Source organism: Terriglobales bacterium (genome assembly GCA_035454605.1).
Lineage (GTDB): Bacteria > Acidobacteriota > Terriglobia > Terriglobales > Acidobacteriaceae > DATMAB01.
Genome location: DATIGQ010000125.1, coordinates 1 through 15,635, shown reverse-complemented (window position 1 = coordinate 15,635; position 15,635 = coordinate 1). Strand labels below are relative to the sequence as shown.

Genomic DNA, 15,635 nt, shown 5'->3' with positions numbered 1-15,635 from the left:
GGGGCGGGGGCTTCATCAAAACCGATGGCTTCCTGGAAATGATCTACAAGGACCTGACGAAGAAGCCCATGGGCTACCGGCGGCACGGGCATCAGAACGAGACGAGCGGAGCCGGATAGCGCTACCGGTCAGCCGGGGAATTCAGTACCGCGAGCATTTCCGCCGGTTCGGGCCGGCGGGTGTAATCCGGGTCGGCCGATGCGTACCGTATTCTTCCATCCGTGCCCACGACAAACGAGCCCGGTATTGGCAGCTCCCAGGAGGGATCTCCGTTGTATCGCTGCAGGTCGATGTTGCCGAGCTGCTTGTAACCTTGGCGCAGTTCCGGTGGCAGGGCGAAGACCAGTCCCCAGGCTCGGGCGACGCGATTCTCCGGATCGCTGAGCACGGGAAAGGCCAGCTTCAGGTGACGGTGGATGGCCAGCGAATGCCGGGGCAACTGGGGCGAGATGGCCACGAGCGAGGCGCCAGCCGCCGTGAACTTCGGCTGTGTTTCCTGCAGAGCCTCCAGCTCTGCGTTACAGTAGGGTCACCAGCGACCGCGGTAGAAGCTGATCACCAGCGGTCCGCGCGCCAACAGATCTGTAGAACGGACCAGCCTGCCCTCTGTGTCCGCGAGTTCGAACGGAGGCGCTGCCTCGCCCATCTTCAACACTCGGTCCTGGATGCCAGAGTTGCGCAGTTCCTCGGTGTGCCGGGTCATCACCGCCCGGATCTCCGCCGGGATTACTCGCGCCATCTCTGCCCGAACTGCAGCGAGTTTCTCGGAAAGGTTCACCCGGAGCCGCCTTCTAACTCTCTAACTTCTTCTGCAGCAGTTCGTTGACCAGCGCCGGGTTGGCCTGACCCTTGGACGCTTTCATCACCTGGCCGACGAAAAAGCCCATCACTGTCTTCTTGCCGGCGCGGTACTGCTCGAGCTGCTTGGGATTCGCCGCCAGCACATCGTCAATGATCTTCTCAATCGTGGCTGCGTCGGTGATCTGCTGCGGCTTTTCCTTCTCGTAGACGACGGGGAAGTCCTGCCCGCGCTCGAAGCACAGGTCGTAAAGGTCCTTGAGCTGCTTGCCGGAGATGGCGCCGCTCTCGACCAGGTCGGCCGACATGGCCACCCCCTGCATGGAAATCGGCGATTGCTCGATTGAGAGCCCGCGCGCTTTGAGTCTCCCCATGAGCTCGCCCTGCACGAGATTCGCCACGCGCTTGGGATTCTTGGCCGCGCGGGCCGCGCTCTCGAACTGCTCGGCCAGTGTTCGGGTGACGGTGAGCACTTGCGCGTCGTAGTCCGTGATGCCGTACTCGGCCACCAGCCGGCGGCGCAGCGCGTCCGGCAGCTCCGGTAAGGTCTTGCGGATCTCCTCCTGCCACTTCGCATCGACGACCAACGGCAACAGGTCCGGCTCGGGAAAATAGCGGTAGTCGTGCGCCTCTTCCTTCGAGCGCATGCCGTAGGTCTTGCCTTCGCCGGCGTTATAGAGGCGCGTTTCCTGCGTGATCGCGCCGCCGGACTCCAGCACCTCGATGTGGCGCTCGATCTCGTACTCCAGCGCCTGGCGGATGAAGCGGAACGAGTTGACGTTCTTCACCTCGGTCTTGGTGCCGAACTGCTTCTGGCCCGGCGGGCGTACGCTGACGTTGGCGTCGCAGCGCAGCGAGCCCTCTTCCATGTTGCAGTCGCTGACCCCGGTGTACAGGATGATCTCTTTCAGGCGCGTGAGGTACTCGTAGGCTTCGTCGGGCGAGCTGATGTCGGGTTCGCTGACGATCTCGATCAGCGGCACGCCGCTGCGGTTCAGGTCGATGGCGGTGCGCTCGGCCGAGTCCGGAAAGCCTTCGTGCAGGCTCTTGCCCGCATCTTCCTCCAGGTGCAGCCGTGTGATGCCGATGCGCTTCACGGTGCCACCCGCCGCGGGAATCTCGATCCCGCCGTGCTCCGCCAGCGGCTTGTCATACTGCGAAATCTGGTAGCCCTTGGGCAGGTCGGGATAGAAATAGTTCTTGCGCGCGAAAATGGAGGTCTCGCGCACCTGGCAGTTCAGCGCCATGGCCGCGCGCACCGCGAACTCCACTGCCTTGCGGTTCAGCACCGGCATGGCCCCCGGCAACCCCAGGCACACCGGGCAGACGTTGGTGTTGGGCGGCGCGCCGAATTTGGTCGAGCAGGAGCAGAAGATCTTGGTCTCGGTCAGCAACTGGACGTGCACTTCGAGCCCGATGACGGGCTCGTAGCGGGCGCGCGCCTGCACCGGTTTTTCCGCGGCCGTCCCCATGGAAGGCTCGATTATAGCGTCCGCCTGGAGAGGCAGACCGCACCGTCAAGACTAAGGCCGCGCCTCAGCGGCGCGGCCTCAGTCCCTGTACTAGACGGAACTACGGGGCTGCAATCCGGCTGGTCACCATGTGGTAGCCCACGCCATCGAAGAACAACAGGCCGCGTGTGCGCACGGTGTCGCCGTTGGCAATGGTGGTGATGCCTTTGAGCCGCGTCTCCGGCTGCCGGATCACCTGCAGCGTCGTCTGCCCGGTAAGCAGAGCGAACGCAGAGTCCACCGGCACGGTGAGCGTGAACGTGGACTGGCTGCCCGCCGTGGCCAGGTTCGAAACCGTACCGCGCAGCGTCTGCTCCTTCAGCTTCACCTTGTCGGCCAGCAGGTTATCGGTAGCGGGCGTGTCGGTATCCACTTCAACCTTCTGGCCGGGCGAGAGCACGTTGGCGTTGAAAACGGCGACGAACGGCAGGTTGTTGAGGTCGACGTGGTCGTCGTCGATCCGGAACTGCGTGTTGCTGTCGAGGTTGACCGTGATGGTGGCGCCGAGCGCAGGCGCGATCGTGCCGGAGGCCGCGCCGTCCTGCACCACCATGTGGAAGCCCGTGGGCGGCAGGCCGATCAGGTCCGTGATCAGGCCTTCAACCTCCAGGGCGTCATTGTCGTTCTCGATCTCGGCTTCCACTTTGGTGGCCAGCAGAGAGCCGTCTGTCTGGGTAAGGGCGTCCACCTCGACGATCAAGCCCGTGGTCAGCGAGGCCACGCCGGTGAGGGGCGCCTCGAATTCCGTGCTGGAGTTGGTGGCGAAGGTCAGGTTCTGGGCAGTTTGCGGCACGGAAATCGTGAACGAGCTTCCCGAAGTGCCGGTAACCACGCCGGTGATGTCCTCGATCTCTCCGGTTTCCTCCTCCTGCTCGTTCTGCGCCGCTATCGCGGACAACGAGCCGGTGAAGGTCGGCGTTACGGTTGCGTTGGGAGGAGCGATCACTACCGAGGCGGCCAGGTTGAAATCAAAGTTCAGCGCCGTGGGTGTCGTGCCGAAGCTGATGGCTGGACTGAAGTTGACGGTCGCGCTCGTGGAAGAAAGCGAGGCGTTCAATTCCACCGGCAAGCCCGTGCCGGAGTCGATGATTTTCACCTCGGGATTGGAAACATTGATGGTCGCCGACGAATAGCTGCCCTCGGGGATGTTGCGGATGGCGAGCGGTTCGACCGTCCCGTTCAGGTGCGTCAGCTCGATCCGCGTGGGGGTGGAAAGCACGGTGAAGATGGCGCCGCCACCGGATGGGGTCAGAGTTACCGAGGTGATGGTGATTTCGAAGGCCACGATGCTGTCCACCGGTGCATCACCAAAATTCACCAGGACCGAACTGGTTCCCGGCTGGGGTGGCGGCGGGGTCGTTGTGCTACTGGAACTGCTGCCGCCACCGCAACCGGACAGCGACGAAACCAGCGCCAGGAAAAGAAGGGCGAGAGAATAAAGGCGGAGTGCTCGCATGAAATCCTCCGGGAAAGGACCGCAGAAGTACCTGCGGCTAGTTTGTACTTGTGATGCGCAGGTGCGGGAGCGAAGTGGCCGGTCGTCACGCAGATGTGTGACGAAACGGCGCGGCTCTTGAGCGCTGCGATTACGGCTTCGTCGTTCCCGGCTGGTAGCTCAGGTACTTCTCCATGGGAATCTCGAAGAAGAACAGTTCCTGGCCTTGCTCGTTGCGCAGCCCGCTGATGACCAGATGCGCGCCCGCCAGCGGGTTGGCGATACCTTCCACATCGAAGAACAGGAAGCCGGCGCGCGTCGAGTGCGGCTCCACCGCCTTGGCCAGAAAGTTCAGCCGCTCGACCTCCTCCACGGCCTCCGGTTTCACGTTGGCCGGGACCTTGCGGCGTGGCAGGGGAATAGGAAGCGGGTTGCGGCTGGGCTCATCGCCGCGGCGCTTCTGGCGCGCCAGCCGGCGGTAGACGTCGTCGGGGGTCGCCGGATCCAGCTTCACCCGCTTCACCGTGATCAACTGCACTTTCATTTCTGCCAGCGAAACGGGGCCGTCGCCGTCGTTCGACAGGATGAAGTGCACCGGCAGGAACCCTTCCTTCCGGTAATTCACCACGAACACCTGCGCCTTGTCCGGCAGGTCGTAAGGATCGGCGGCGATGGCCAGCTTCTCCTGCTCGTGCGCATCACATGCGGGATACGTCTTGGCGTGATAGGCCTTGGGTGTAAGCGGCTCGTCCTCGCCGGCTGCGCTCAGGAACATCGACAGGCAGAGCAGCAGGGCCGCACCCAAGCGCGTTGCCAGTTTCAAGACTCGGACCATGACCTGATTATCTGCACTCTTGCGCGGCGCCACAACCGGCATCGTGTTTGGGATGAAGGGGCGGCTAGAATGGTTGGCCTCATGTACCTGCTCTACAGCGCGGCTCTGGCCGCGGCGCTGCTGCTGGCCGCTCCCTGGTGGCTGCTGGGAATGCTGCGCCACGGCAAGTATCGCGCCGGTCTGGCCGAGCGCCTGGGACGCGTGCCGGAACGCGTCGTCCGCGGCCGGGGCGCAATCTGGATGCACGCCGTGTCTGTCGGCGAAGTGCTTGCTGTGAGCCAGTTGATCGAGGCGCTCCGGCAGCGCTACCCCGAACGCCGTGTCGTCATCTCCACGACTACCGCTACCGGTCAGAAGCTGGCCCGTGAGCGCTTCGGCCCGGAAAACGTCTTCTATTTCCCGCTCGACTTCGCCTTCGCCATCCGTCCCTGGCTGCGGGCGCTCCAGCCGGAACTGGTGGTCATGGCGGAAACCGAATTCTGGCCCAACTTTCTGCGCCTTGCTCGGGAAGGAGGCGCGCGCGTGGCGGTGGTGAACGCCCGCATCTCCGATCGCTCGCTGGCCGGCTACCGTCGCTGGCGCGGACTGCTCGGCGGCGTGCTCGATTCGATCGACGCCTTCCTGGCGCAGAGTGACGAGGACGCCCGACGCCTGGCAGAGATCGGCGCTCCTCGCGAGCGCATCAAGGTCAGCGGCAATCTGAAGTTCGATGCCCGGCCGGCCGCCGCCTCGCCCGCCGCTGCCCTGCTGCGGCGCGCCATCGAGAAAGGCGAAGCTCAACCGGTCATCGTCTGCGGCAGCACGGTCGAAGGAGAGGAAGAGCGGCTGCTCGCAGCCTTCGTTGCCGTGCGCGAGCAGCATCCGAAGGCGGCGATAATCCTGGCGCCTCGCCATCCCGAGCGGTTCGTTCCGGTGGCGCAGATGGTGGCGACCTCGGGCCTGCCCTGGAAACGCCGCTCCCAGCTCGCCGCCGAGGACGCCGTTTCCTGCGGCGTCGTTCTGCTCGACACGCTCGGCGAGCTGGCCGCGGTCTACGCCCTGGCCGACGTGGCCTTTGTCGGGGGGAGCCTGGTGCCGCGAGGCGGACACAACATCCTGGAGCCTGCGCAGCATGCCGTAGCCATTCTCGTGGGGCCGCACACGGAGAACTTCCGCGACATCGTCGCCCTGTTTCGCCAGGGCGATGCGGTTCGCGTGGTCCAGCCCGCGGAACTGGTCGCTGCGCTTCTCTCGCTGCTGGGCGATGATGCGGAACGCCACGCGATGGGACGCCGCGCCGCCGAAGTGGTGCGCGCGCAAACCGGAGCCACCGAGCGCACGCTTGAGGCGCTGGCCGCCCTGCTGCCGCTCACGGCGGATACCCGCGAGCCGGCTCCCGCCGGAAGGCCGACCACGTGAGACCCTTCTCTTCGCTGTTCAGCGCCGTGGTCCGTGGCCGCAATGCGCTCTACGACCGCGGCTTCATCCCGCAGCGCAGGCTTGCCGGGCCGGTCATCAGCGTGGGCAATCTTTCCGTCGGCGGCGCCGGCAAGACGCCGTTCCTCATCCTGCTGGGCGAACTGCTGGCTGCGCAAGGCATCGCCTTCGACGTCCTTTCCCGCGGTTACGGGCGCAAGTCCAAGGGCGTTCGCGCCGTCGATCCCGGCGGTTTGGCGGAAGAGTTCGGCGATGAGCCGCTGCTGATCGCGCGCCGTTTGAATTGCCCGGTGTTCGTAGGCGAAGACCGCTGGGAGGCGGGGCGCGCCGCCGAGGAGAAACTCGGCTTGCGGTTCCACCTGCTCGATGACGGCTTCCAGCACCGGGCCCTGGCCCGCGACTTCGACATTGTGCTGGTCACACCCGAGGACGCGCGCGACCGCCTGCTGCCGGCCGGCCGCCTGCGTGAGCCGCTGGCCGCGCTCGGCCGCGCCGATGCCGTCGTGCTCACGAGCGGCGCTGCGTCCGAAGCGTTCCCGCTCGAGGGCAAACTGGTGTGGCGGGTGCGCCGCGGCATTCTGCCGCGCGATGTCCCGCCGCATCCGGTCGCTTTCTGCGGCCTCGCCCGCCCACAGGCTTTCTTCCTGCAACTGCGCAAGGCCGGTATCGAGCCCGCCGCCGAAGCCGTCTTTCGTGATCACCACGCCTACCGTGAGCGCGACATCCGCGATCTGCGCGCGTTGGCGGCGGAAAACCGCGCCGGCGGCTTCGTCACCACGGAGAAAGACGCCGTCAACCTCGGCGGATACCTCTCTTCGCTCGCTCCCCTGGCGGTTGTACGCGTGCGCATGGAGCTGGAGAACGCGCCCGCCGCGCTCGACGCCATGCTGGCCCGGATTGCGGAGCGCCGCTCACGCCCGGCATGAGAGAATCAGGCGACCCGACGGGATGACTCGCAACTCCAAGCCGGCCGAGGGGAAAGCGCGCCTGGTGCGCTTGGTGGAAGGTTTTCCTCGCCTCACCGTCACCGTGCTCGGCGACCTGGTGGCCGACGAGTTCATCTACGGCGAGATCTCGCGCGTCTCCCGCGAGGCGCCGGTGCTCATCCTGCGTCACCGCGAGCGCAGCGTGGTGCCGGGCAGCGCGGGAAACGCCATCTACAATCTCGCCGACCTCGGGGTCGAAGTGCTGCCGGTGGGCGTGATAGGCGACGACGAGCCCGGGCGCCTGCTCTTGCAGCGCTTCCGCCAGAAACGCATTCCGCTGAACGGCATCCTCAAGCTCAAGGGCTACACCACCGTCACCAAGACCCGCATCCTCGCCGGCATGACGCACTCCCAGCGGCAACAGGTAGTGCGCGTGGATCGCGAGCCCGAAGAAGACATTGAAGGTTACGACAAGCGTGAGCTGGTGATGGCGGCGCGCAAGTACGCGCGCGCCTCCGACGCCCTGCTGGTTTCCGACTACGGCTACGGCGCGGCCACGCCGCAGATGCTGGAAGCCGTCCGCGCCAGCGGCCGCCTCAACGGCATCCCGGTCACGCTCGATTCGCGTTTCCGCATGCTGGAGTATTCCGGCGTCACCGCCGCCACGCCCAACGAGCCCGAGGTGGAAGACGCACTGCACGTGCGCATCGGCGACGATACCGCGCGGCTGCACGCCGCGGGCCGCACCGTGCTCAAGCACATGAAGCTGGAGTCGCTGGTCATCACCCGCGGCAAGGACGGCATGGTGGCCTTCACGCGCGGGCAGCATCCCGTCCACATCCCGGTGTTCGGTTCCGATCAGGTCACCGACGTCACCGGCGCCGGCGACACCGTCATCGCGACCTTTACCGCCGCGCTGGCCGCGGGCGCCGACACCGAATCCGCGGCCCGCCTGGCCAACTACGCCGGAGGCATCGTGGTGATGAAGCGCGGCACCGCCACCGTCTCGCGCCAGGAACTCTTGGACGCCATTCAGCGCTCATGAAGGAATCCGCCCGTGCCTGAATCCGGCGCCGACAAGGTCCTCGACCGCGCCTCGCTTCGCCGCCGCGTGGAGCAATGGCGCCGCGCGGGCGAAACCGTCATCCTTACCAACGGCTGTTTCGATGTGCTGCACGTGGGCCACGTGCGCTACCTGCGCGGGGCCAAGGCCCTGGGCGGACGCGTCGTGGTCGCCATCAACTCCGATGCCGGCGTGCGCGCGCTCAAGGGCGAGGGCCGCCCGCGCATGCCCGCCGCCGAACGCGCCGAGCTGGTGGCCGCGCTCGAGCCGGTGGACGCCGTCGTCGTCTTCGACGAGCCCGACGTACGCGCCCTGGTGCGCGAGATCCGTCCCGACGTCCACGCCAAGGGAACCGACTACACCGCCGAGTCCGTGCCCGAACGTGAGGTCGTGGTCGAGTGCGGGGGCCGCGTCGAGATCGTCGGCGACCCCAAGGACCACTCCACCTCGGAACTCCTTCGCCGATGGAACGCATCCTGATCGTGCGCCTGGGCGCGATGGGCGACGTCATCCACGGACTGCCCGCGGTCGCCGCACTGGGCCGCGCCTTTCCCGCCGCTACCATCGGATGGGTGATCGAGCCCCGCTGGCAGGAGTTGTTGTGCGCTTCAGGATCTCCACGCACGGGCCCGCGTGACGACTCGCGCCCGCTCGTGGACGGCGTGCACTTGCTGGACACTCGCACGTTGCGCAAGACTCCGGCGTCCCCGGCGGCGTGGAGGGCCGCCCGCGCCGAGCTGGCAGAAGTCCGCGCCGCCCGCTACGAGGTCGCACTCGACCTGCAGGGCTTGCTGAAATCGGCTCTGGTGGCCAAGCTCAGCGGCGCGCGCCGCCGGCTCGGCTTCGCCAGTCCCAGGGAACGCGCCGCCACGGTGTTCTACACTCGCGGCGTCGCCGCGCAGGGCACGCACGTCATCGAGCGCTACCTTTCCCTGGTCGCAGCGTTCACCGGCACGGAAGCCGGCTCTCCGCCGGCCGCCGCGTTGCCCCGTGATCCGCGCGCGGAAGCCTGGTGCGAGAGCGAGCTCCAGCGCCTGGGCATTTCCCGCTTCGCGCTGCTCAACCCGGGAGCGGGCTGGAACGCCAAGATCTGGCCGGCGCAGCGTCATGGCGAAGTGGCTCGTGCGCTCGCCGAGGACGGCTTGCGCTCGCTGGTAAACGTCGGCCCGGGCGAAGAAAGCCTCGGCCACGAGGTCGTGAACGCAAGCCGCGGCGCAGCCGAAGTCGTGAGCCCGACACTCGGCCAGTTGATCGCGCTCACTCGCCGTGCGCGGCTCTTCGTGGGCGGAGATTGCGGGCCGTTGCATCTTGCGGCCGCGCTCGGCGTTCCTGTCGTCGCGCTCTTCGGTCCCACCGACCCGGCGCGTAACGGTCCGTTCGGGACGCGCAGCGACGTGCTGCGCAGCGCGGCCAGCCGCACGTCGTACGCACACGCAGCCCGCGCCGATCGAGGCTTGCTGGCGATTTCGAGCCGGCAAGCCATCGCTGCCGCGCGCCGCCTGCTGGAGAGTCCACGTGCCTGACTGGAACGCCACGGCACGCCGCATCCGCGTGCCTCTGGGCTTCGCCTTCACCCTGCTGTACCTGTGGCTCGCTCGGCCCACCTGGCAGTCGATCCTGATCGGCGGCCTGGCCGCCATCCCGGGACTCTGGTTGCGCGCCTGGGCCTCCGGCCACGTCACCAAGGCCACCGAGATCACTACGACGGGACCGTATGCGTACACGCGCAATCCGCTCTACCTGGGTTCGCTCATCCTTGCCGCCGGATTCGGAATCGCGGCCCGCAGTCCCTGGCTGGCCGCTGCGCTGCTGGCGATGCTGTTGGCCATCTATTTCCCGGTGATCCGCTGGGAGGAAGCGTACCTGCGCCGCAACTTTCCGGAATTCGAGGACTACGCGCGGCGCGTGCCGCGCCTGCTGCCGCGTCTCGGCCCGGGCACCGGCGCGAGCAACAACTTTTCCTGGGAACGGTACCGGCGACACCGCGAGTACAATGCCCTGCTGGGCACGCTGGCCATGCTGGCTGCGCTCGCCATCAAGCTACAGTGGTTCACTCCCTGAGGGGATTCCAAGCGGAACGTTGAGCCTGTCCCTACATCTGGTCGCCCGACGCGTAGCGTTGTTGCTGTTGCTGGCTTCCGCGACCATGGATTCCGGCTGGTCTCGAGCCGCGCAGCAGCAAACCGCCCCGGCTCAAGCTCCGGCGGAAAGCGATACCGCGCCCCGCATCCGTCCGCCGCAGGCGGGATATCGCTTCCCCGACGGTCACGCCTGGATCTACAGCGTCGAATGGCGCATCTTCCCTGCGGGTATGGCCACGCTGCGCACCGACGCTGCGGGGGCTGAGCGGCGCGTCACCGCGTCGGTGGATTCGGTGGGCGCCGCCGCACTGCTCTACCGCGTGCGTGACCGCTTTGAATCCTTCTTCGATCCCGCGACCTTCTGCTCGCACCACATCGCCAAGCATACCGAGGAAGGCTCGCGGCGGTTGGAGACTTCCATCCGCTTTGATTCCGCGCGGCAAAAGGCTGTGCTCGAGGAACAGAACCTTCGCTCCGGGCAGAGCAAGCGAACCGAGCACGAGATTCCCGGATGCGTTACCGATGTGCTGTCCGCACTCTACTACCTGCGCACGCTTCCGCTGGAACCCGGCGCCGTGTTCATGTTCCCGCTCAACGACGGCAGCCGAACCGTAGAGGTCACCGCGCGCGTCGAAGCCCGCGAAGAAATCCGCACCGCCGCAGGCACTTTCTCCACCGTGCGCGTGCGTCCGGAAGCACCCGAAGGCACGGTGCGCAGCCACGGCCAGATCTGGATCTGGTACTCCGACGACGAGCAGCGTATCCCGGTGCAGATGCGGGCCCGCTTGTTTTTCGGCACGCTGACTTTTCGTCTGGAACGCGTGGAATCGAAGCCCGTGTCCTGAGAAGATTCGCGTCGCTCCGAGGCGCGCTGGGCTACTGAAGCCGGAACCGCTCCTGCATCACGCGCTGCAGGCGCGGGCGGTAGATAAGATCGAAGGCCAGCTCCTTGCCGGGGAACATTGCGAGCGCGGCGCGGCGCGCGTTGGCTACCAGCTCCGAGGCTTCCTCTACCGTAAGGCCGGGATCCTGCGCCAATACCGAAGTCACCATCGAGATCATGATCTGCAGGCGGCGCAGGCGTCGTCGTTCGTCTTCGACCTCTTCCGCAGTCTGGGATGAGGCCGGATTGGCTTCAGCCTCACGGCGTTCGTCGGGCGTGATCATGATCGGCTCCTCCGCAGCAGTACACTCTTGCCGGCGTCGCGGGAATGCGCCACACTTGTCCGCGCGGCCGGTCCGCTCCCATGCATACGACGCGGAACGCGACCGGAACGATGCGCCGGGCGTTCTCGACGCATCATACACCCCGCGCGCAAGCAGCTTCGGCCGTCGCTCGAAGGAGGCGTCCATGTCCGTCCATCCGGATCCCAACGAAAAGCTGGTGAGCGTGTTCGATACCGCCGACGAAACCGAAGCCATGGTGGTCCAGGGTGTGCTCGAAGCCGCGGGCATCGAGTCGCTGGTGACCTCGCCGGACGCGCCCCAGGAAGTGATGCCGGGACTGGGAGGCGTCAACATCATGGTGCGCGCCGACCAGGCCGAGGAAGCGCGCCGCGTCATCCAGGAGTACCGCGCGGATGACGCCATCCGCGAAGAGGACGGAGAACCACCACAAGCAGAAAGCGCGTGATTCAAACGAGCCGTCACCTTCCTCGCAGCTCCGGTGTGACCGCACTTCCATCCAGATAGAACGTCACCGCGCCGTGCAGATCGGTGCGATAGGTCCGCACGCCGCGCGCCGCCAGTCGCTCCAGCACTTCCCGCCGGGGATGCCCGAATGGGCTGCGGAAACCCACGGAGATGGCGGCGAAGCGCGGCTGCACGGCCGTCAACAGCTCGGGCGTGGTCGAGGTGGCGCTGCCGTGGTGAGCCGCCTTCAGCAGATCGGCACGCGGCAGATGCTCGGTCAGATGGCGCTCGATCCTGCGTTCCGCGTCGCCGGGAAGCAGCACGGCCGTTTCGCCGAACGTGAGGTAGAGGGCGAGAGAATCGTTGTTGCGCGCGCGTGCGGCAACGTGCCAGTCGACGGGCGGCGCCAATACTTCAATCCCAGTGCCGCCGAAGGCGAACCGCTCTCCCTCCCGGCGCTCGACGATGCGCACACCCAGCGACCGCGCGCGTGCCTCCAGCCGGCGCAACGCCGCGACAGGCGGATTCGGTCCCAGCCAGAGCTCCTGCGGACGGAAGTTCGCCAGCACGCTGGCCAGCCCGCCGATGTGATCGGCGTGCGCATGCGTGAGCGCGACCGCATCCAGCCGACGAAGGCCGCGCTGCCACAGGTAGGGCGAAACCACGTCTTCGCCAAAATCGAAATCGGAGTGTTCGCCGCCCAGCGAGCCTCCCGCATCGATGAGCAGCGTCTTGCCCTCGGGGGAGACCACCAGAATGGCGTCGCCCTGGCCCACGTCGAGCAGCGTGACTTCGAGCGCGCCGCGGCGGATTTGCGCCCTGGGAGGAAGCGCCACCAGCGCCAGCGCCGAAGCCAGGAGCACGAAGAGCCCGGCGGCGGCGACCCTGGCGCGCCGGCGGACGGCGAGCATGGCCAGAACGAAGGCCGCGGCGGCAAACAGCATCATCGCAGGCTCCGGGGTTGCCAGCCGCACTTCGCTGCCGCGCGCCGCGCCCAGCCAGGCCACCACACCGGTGATGCCCCGGAGCGCCAGTTCCGCCAGCCATGCCGGGAGCTTGGCGAGCGGCAGCCACAGGTAGGAGAGCGTCATGGCCGCAATCGCGGCCGGCATCAGCGCTCCGGTCAGCGGGACGATGGCGGCGTTCGCGGGCAGCGCCGCCAGCACGGCGCGATGGAAATAGACAGCCATGGGCAGCGCCAGCGCCACCTGCATCGCGGCCGCCAGCAGCAGTACGTCAAACAAGCCCAACCCGGCGCGCGCGCCGAGCACAAGCGTCCAGCGCGCCATGCGCGAGCCAACGAACCTGGCCAGGCGCGACGCCAGCAGTCGCAGGTCGAGCCGAAACTGCGCCAGCCGCGGCGCCAGCCGGGCATCGTACTCGGTGGAATCCAGTTGCCCCAGCGCCCGCCGATAGGGAAGTGACGTGCGCTCCACGATGGGCAGCGCAATCCCGGCGATGGCCAGCACGGCCAGGAAGGTGAGCTGGAAACTGGGATCGAAGAGTGACTGGGGATCCACGACCAGCAGGATCAGAGCCGCGATGCCAATGGCATTCAACGGCGCGCGCTCGCGATACAGCCAGCGAGCACCCAGGTAGACGGCCAACATCAGTGTGGCACGCACCACCGGCGGGCCGGCATCCGTCAGGTAAGCGTAGGCGCTGACCAGCAGCATAGTGATCACGGAAGTCAGGAGTTCAGAGGCGCGCATCCGCCGCATCAACCAGAAGACCAGCCACGCCAGAATTCCCAGGTTCAGTCCGGAGACGACCAGGATGTGGTAGGTGCCGGTGCGCTGGAAGTCGAGGCGGAGATCGCGACCCAGTTCGGTGCGCTCGCCCAGCAGCATCGCCGCCATGAGCGACGCTTCTTCCTGCGGCCAGAGCGAACGCATGCGCTGGTTCAGGCTATGGCGGGCCCGGTTGCGCCACGCCTCCCACCGAGAGCCGGCGAATCCGGAAAGCAATTCGACGCGGTCGGCGCGCGCCGAAGCCAGCATCACGATGCCTTGGCGCGCCAGGTATCCGCGATAGTCGAAGTTGCCGGGATTGCCGAAGTTGCGCGGCAGGCGCAAGCGCGCGGGAAAGCGCAGGCGCTGGCCGTACTGCAAGGGTGGTAGCGCGACGCGGTCGTCCTCGTCGTCCTCATCGTCCTCGCGGCGCCGCGGCGCGTAGATGGTGAGGCGAAGACCCAGCCTCGCGTCTTCCATCACGTTTTCGGATTCGATGCTTTCGGTCTTGAGCTCTACGCGCTGGCGTTGGCCTCCCCAAGCACTTTCCCGTGGCGCAAAGTCGCGCGTCACGTGAGCCGTGACCAGAACTTCGCGGCCGTCGGTCCAGCGCTCAAGTCCGGCGCCATTCGCGCGCTCGTCCGGTCCCGCAAGCCGGAGCGCGCCCAGCACGGCCAGCGCCGCGAGTGCCAGCCCTTGTGCGACTCGGGGCCGTTCCCGAATCCACCAAGCGGCGGAAGCGAGCAGGACGACGACGGCAATCAGCCCCCAGAGCGGCGGGCGCCAGGTGTATGTCCCCAGAAGGATGCCGGCGGAAAAAGCCAGCGCAGCAGCCAGCATGGGGTGTCGCGCGACACCCTGGGGGCGCGGTTGTGCAGTGGACTGCACTCCTGCTTCTTCCACTCCTCAACTTCTCTACTTCACCCTGGGATCGGAACCGGGAACTACGGGCCCTTGACCAACGACCAACTGCACGACGCTTTCGATGTGGAACGTCTGCGGGAAGAGATCGAGTACTCGAATCTCCTCCACGCGGTAGCCGGATTCTAACAGCAGGCGCAGATCGCGCGAGAGCGTGGCGGGATCGCAGGAAACATAGGCCAGACGCGGAGCGGCCAGCGCTCCCAGCGCCCGCGCGACTTTCTCTCCCAAGCCGGCGCGCGGAGGGTCGACGATCACGAAATCCGGCCGCGCCGAGCTCCGCTCCAAAAACTCGGCGACTGCCGCTTCCCGCCACTTCACGGTGGCCGGAGCATTGTGGCGCAGATCGCGGCAGGCTGCGCTCGAAGACTCGACGGCGACCACGCGCTCGAACTTTGCCGCCAGCGGCACGGTGAACAGGCCGACTCCCGCGTACAGATCGAACGCGAGCGCACCGGAATGATTGGCGAGAACGGCTTCGACTAATGCATCCGTTAGAAAGCGGTTGGTCTGGAAGAACGACCCGGCGCTCACCTGATACTCGACGGCACGCACGGCGTAGGGGAGAAAGCTTGCGCCGAAGACCGCGGTCGGAGGCGCGTCGGCAGCCTCCCAGGGATCGGCAGAGGCAGGACGAGCCGGAGCGACGATCACGCCCACCACGCCGGGTAACGCGGCGCGGATGGCTTCGGCCAGCGCGGCTTCGGTTTCCGGCGTGGCTTCGACGCGGGGATCGGCCAGCAGCGTGACCAGCATGCGGGCGTCATCGGTATCGGCGAAGAACTCGATTTCGCGGATGCCCTCGCGGAAACGGCGCGCGCGGCCGAGCTCCCATGCCAGGGCGATGCCACGCTGGATCAGCGGCGAACTGATGGGACATTTCTCCACCGGCTCCAGCTCCGCCGAGCCGAAGCGGTTGTAGCCGAGCGCGAATTCGGGCGTGGTCCGCAGGCGCAGCCGGGTACGGTTGCGATACTCCCAGGGCGGGGACGCAACCGCCCCGATCTCGCCGCTCCACTCCAGCTTGGCGGTGCGGCGCAGCGTCTCGCGCAGAATTCCAACCTTGGCCGCGAGCTGCGCTTCGTATCTCAGGTGCTGGTAGTGGCAGCCTCCGCAGCGCGCAAAGTACGGGCACGAGGGCAAGATTCGATCGGGCGAAGGCGCGAGGATTTCTTTGACGCGCGCGCGGGCGAAACCGGGCTTTTCCTCGACCAGTTCCGCCTCGACCTGCTCGCCTTCGGCGACAAAGGGGAGAAACACGGCCTTGCCGCGGCCGTGCTCGTCGGC

Annotated in this window: 15 protein-coding genes and 1 pseudogene; 8 read left to right on the top strand and 8 right to left on the bottom strand. The window is 66.9% G+C overall.

What is annotated here, in order from left to right; all coding sequences use genetic code 11:
* Positions 1–121: 121 nt before the first annotated feature.
* From VLE48_08735 to VLE48_08715, 5 genes and pseudogenes are all read right to left on the bottom strand, one after another.
* A pseudogene (locus VLE48_08735) lies at positions 122–517 on the bottom strand (peroxiredoxin-like family protein).
* Positions 518–529: 12 nt separating this feature from the next.
* The gene (locus VLE48_08730) at positions 530–739 is read right to left on the bottom strand and encodes a hypothetical protein (protein HSA93080.1); all 210 of its coding nucleotides are present in this window, start codon (positions 737–739) and stop codon (positions 530–532) included.
* A 52-nt stretch (positions 740–791) separates the two neighbouring features.
* A complete protein-coding gene (gatB, locus tag VLE48_08725; GenBank protein ID HSA93079.1) occupies positions 792–2,270 on the bottom strand; it encodes an Asp-tRNA(Asn)/Glu-tRNA(Gln) amidotransferase subunit GatB in 1,479 nt (492 codons plus the stop codon).
* Positions 2,271–2,370: 100 nt separating this feature from the next.
* Entirely contained in the window at positions 2,371–3,765 is a 1,395-nt protein-coding gene (locus VLE48_08720; GenBank protein ID HSA93078.1) for a DUF5666 domain-containing protein, read from the bottom strand.
* A 130-nt stretch (positions 3,766–3,895) separates the two neighbouring features.
* Entirely contained in the window at positions 3,896–4,579 is a 684-nt protein-coding gene (locus tag VLE48_08715; protein ID HSA93077.1) for a hypothetical protein, read from the bottom strand.
* A 69-nt stretch (positions 4,580–4,648) separates the two neighbouring features.
* On the opposite strand from VLE48_08715, the gene VLE48_08710 reads away from it, so the two are divergent.
* From VLE48_08710 to VLE48_08680, 7 genes are read left to right on the top strand one after another with little or no spacing between them, the layout of a single operon-like run.
* Positions 4,649–5,977, top strand: coding sequence for a 3-deoxy-D-manno-octulosonic acid transferase (locus tag VLE48_08710; GenBank protein ID HSA93076.1), 1,329 nt, complete (start codon positions 4,649–4,651; stop codon positions 5,975–5,977).
* Positions 5,974–6,921 (top strand): tetraacyldisaccharide 4'-kinase, encoded by a 948-nt coding sequence (gene lpxK / locus VLE48_08705; GenBank protein ID HSA93075.1) that lies wholly within the window; start codon positions 5,974–5,976, stop codon positions 6,919–6,921. The genes VLE48_08710 and lpxK overlap by 4 nt, the downstream gene beginning before the upstream one ends.
* Positions 6,922–6,943: 22 nt before the next feature.
* Positions 6,944–7,966 (top strand): PfkB family carbohydrate kinase, encoded by a 1,023-nt coding sequence (locus tag VLE48_08700; GenBank protein ID HSA93074.1) that lies wholly within the window; start codon positions 6,944–6,946, stop codon positions 7,964–7,966.
* 12 nt (positions 7,967–7,978) lie between these two features.
* Positions 7,979–8,464, top strand: a complete 486-nt coding sequence (locus VLE48_08695; protein HSA93073.1) for an adenylyltransferase/cytidyltransferase family protein — start codon at positions 7,979–7,981, stop codon at positions 8,462–8,464.
* Positions 8,449–9,507, top strand: coding sequence for a glycosyltransferase family 9 protein (locus tag VLE48_08690; GenBank protein HSA93072.1), 1,059 nt, complete (start codon positions 8,449–8,451; stop codon positions 9,505–9,507). Before VLE48_08695 ends, VLE48_08690 begins: the two co-directional genes overlap by 16 nt.
* Positions 9,500–10,045 carry an isoprenylcysteine carboxylmethyltransferase family protein gene (locus VLE48_08685; protein ID HSA93071.1) on the top strand — a complete coding sequence of 182 codons (546 nt, stop codon included), beginning with the start codon at positions 9,500–9,502 and terminating at the stop codon, positions 10,043–10,045. Before VLE48_08690 ends, VLE48_08685 begins: the two co-directional genes overlap by 8 nt.
* 19 nt (positions 10,046–10,064) lie before the next feature.
* The gene (locus VLE48_08680; protein ID HSA93070.1) at positions 10,065–10,910 is read left to right on the top strand and encodes a DUF3108 domain-containing protein; all 846 of its coding nucleotides are present in this window, start codon (positions 10,065–10,067) and stop codon (positions 10,908–10,910) included.
* Between the two features lie 31 nt (positions 10,911–10,941).
* On the opposite strand, the gene VLE48_08675 is transcribed toward VLE48_08680, so the two are convergent.
* Positions 10,942–11,232 carry a hypothetical protein gene (locus VLE48_08675; protein ID HSA93069.1) on the bottom strand — a complete coding sequence of 97 codons (291 nt, stop codon included), beginning with the start codon at positions 11,230–11,232 and terminating at the stop codon, positions 10,942–10,944.
* Positions 11,233–11,416: 184 nt separating this feature from the next.
* Here VLE48_08675 and VLE48_08670 point away from each other — a divergent pair, with 184 nt between their 5' ends.
* A complete protein-coding gene (locus VLE48_08670; GenBank protein HSA93068.1) occupies positions 11,417–11,698 on the top strand; it encodes a DUF2007 domain-containing protein in 282 nt (93 codons plus the stop codon).
* 13 nt (positions 11,699–11,711) lie between these two features.
* Here the strand turns inward: VLE48_08670 and VLE48_08665 are convergent, their stop codons facing one another.
* A complete protein-coding gene (locus tag VLE48_08665; GenBank protein ID HSA93067.1) occupies positions 11,712–14,330 on the bottom strand; it encodes a ComEC/Rec2 family competence protein in 2,619 nt (872 codons plus the stop codon).
* Between the two features lie 12 nt (positions 14,331–14,342).
* The coding region (gene rlmD, locus VLE48_08660; GenBank protein ID HSA93066.1) for a 23S rRNA (uracil(1939)-C(5))-methyltransferase RlmD at positions 14,343–15,635 on the bottom strand (1,293 nt) is incomplete at its 5' end.

Bases quoted from the DNA above. Each gene is read 5' to 3' on its own strand.
- gatB (HSA93079.1), bottom strand. From the start codon at position 2,270: ATGGGGACGGCCGCGGAAAAACCGGTGCAGGCGCGCGCCCGCTACGAG.
- VLE48_08730 (HSA93080.1), bottom strand. From the start codon at position 739: ATGGCGCGAGTAATCCCGGCGGAGATCCGGGCGGTGATGACCCGGCAC.
- VLE48_08690 (HSA93072.1), top strand. From the start codon at position 8,449: ATGGAACGCATCCTGATCGTGCGCCTGGGCGCGATGGGCGACGTCATC.
- VLE48_08700 (HSA93074.1), top strand. From the start codon at position 6,944: ATGACTCGCAACTCCAAGCCGGCCGAGGGGAAAGCGCGCCTGGTGCGC.
- VLE48_08670 (HSA93068.1), top strand. From the start codon at position 11,417: ATGTCCGTCCATCCGGATCCCAACGAAAAGCTGGTGAGCGTGTTCGAT.
- VLE48_08675 (HSA93069.1), bottom strand. From the start codon at position 11,232: ATGATCACGCCCGACGAACGCCGTGAGGCTGAAGCCAATCCGGCCTCA.
- VLE48_08715 (HSA93077.1), bottom strand. From the start codon at position 4,579: ATGGTCCGAGTCTTGAAACTGGCAACGCGCTTGGGTGCGGCCCTGCTG.
- VLE48_08720 (HSA93078.1), bottom strand. From the start codon at position 3,765: ATGCGAGCACTCCGCCTTTATTCTCTCGCCCTTCTTTTCCTGGCGCTG.
- VLE48_08710 (HSA93076.1), top strand. From the start codon at position 4,649: ATGGTTGGCCTCATGTACCTGCTCTACAGCGCGGCTCTGGCCGCGGCG.